Origin of the sequence: Maribellus luteus (assembly GCF_003576475.1) — a bacterium.
Lineage (GTDB): Bacteria > Bacteroidota > Bacteroidia > Bacteroidales > Prolixibacteraceae > Draconibacterium > Draconibacterium luteum.
The window spans coordinates 1-502 of the sequence record NZ_QWGR01000338.1; the positions used below are offsets into that span (position 1 = coordinate 1).

1 protein-coding gene is annotated in these 502 nt (G+C 63.7%); it reads right to left on the bottom strand.

Going from position 1 to position 502, the window contains the following annotated elements:
- On the bottom strand, positions 1 to 502 hold a 502-nt coding region (locus D1614_RS29140), incomplete at both ends, for a hypothetical protein (RefSeq protein ID WP_206610235.1).

A 502-nucleotide genomic window follows, 5' to 3' on the forward strand; every position in this document is an offset into this window, starting at 1 on the left:
CCATTTGTAGACCGACAAGCGCTCATCGGCGCTGGCCTCGTTCACCTGCGCGAGGGTGGCTTGCGGATGGGTGCGCAGAAACGCCACCAGCCACAGCTCCAGCGGATGCAGCTTGGCGATGTAGCCGCGGTCGGCCAGGTCGAAGCGCTGGACGGAGTACTTCTCATACAAGTTGGTGAGTTCCGCCTCATCCAGCTTTGCGCCCGGCAGGTAGCTGCGGATGAACGCGGCGAGTTTGCCGGGGCCGGCCTCCGGGTCGATGCTGCGGTAGATCGTGGCCAGCCGCACCGGCGTGGCCCGCGTGCTTTGCACCAGGATGGCTTCGCGCTCCTGGTCGGTCTTGCCTTTGTATTTGGCATAGAACCGGCCCATGAACAGCTTGCCTTCGCGATCGGCAAAGCGCCGCAGGTAAATCTGTCGCTGCGGAGAATCCGGGTTGGTCAGCGCCTCGGCGCCGGCATTGGGCAACTGATGCTGAAAGTAGCGCGAGATGTCGCGCATG